Genomic DNA, 595 nt, shown 5'->3' with positions numbered 1-595 from the left:
CTGAGGCCGCGCCGGACGCGGGCGCGTCAGTGCGCCCGGGCGATGCAGAAATCGACGACCTGCAGCAGCGCCGACTTCATCGCCCCATTCGGGAGCGGTGCGAGGGCTTCGCGGGCCATGGTGCCGTAATGGTGGGCGCGGGTGATGGTGTCCTCGAGGGCGCGGTTGCGGCGCAGGATGGCGAGCGCCTGTTCGAGGTCGCCGTCCTCCAGCTCTTCCCGCTCCAGGGTGCGGCGCCAGAAGGCGCGCTCCTCGTCCGTACCTCGGCGCAGGGCCAGCACGATCGGCAGGGTGATCTTGCCCTCGCGGAAATCGTCGCCGACATTCTTTCCGAGCGCCGCGCTGGTGCCGCCGTAATCGAGCACGTCGTCGATCAGCTGGAAGGCGATGCCGAGATTCATGCCGTAGGCGCGGCAGGCCACCTGTTCCGCCTCGGGCCGCCCGGCCAGGACCGGGCCGACCTCGCAGGCCGCCGCGAACAGCTCCGCCGTCTTGCCGCGGATCACGGCGAGATACTCGTCCTCGCTGGTCTCGGTGTTCTTGGCGGCGGTGAGCTGCATCACCTCGCCTTCGGCGATGACGGTGGCCGCCGCCG

Annotated in this window: 1 protein-coding gene; it reads right to left on the bottom strand. The window is 70.6% G+C overall.

Annotated features, from left to right (window positions below; translation table 11 throughout):
- Nucleotides 1-26: 26 nt before the first annotated feature.
- A partial coding sequence (locus tag MZTS_RS24705) for a polyprenyl synthetase family protein (RefSeq protein ID WP_192285966.1) occupies nucleotides 27-595 on the bottom strand: 569 nt, incomplete at its 5' end.

It is taken from the genome of Methylorubrum zatmanii (genome assembly GCF_014845115.1).
Classification (GTDB): domain Bacteria; phylum Pseudomonadota; class Alphaproteobacteria; order Rhizobiales; family Beijerinckiaceae; genus Methylobacterium; species Methylobacterium zatmanii.
Note: the sequence above shows the minus strand (reverse complement) of the source record. Positions and strands in the feature narration are given on the sequence as shown.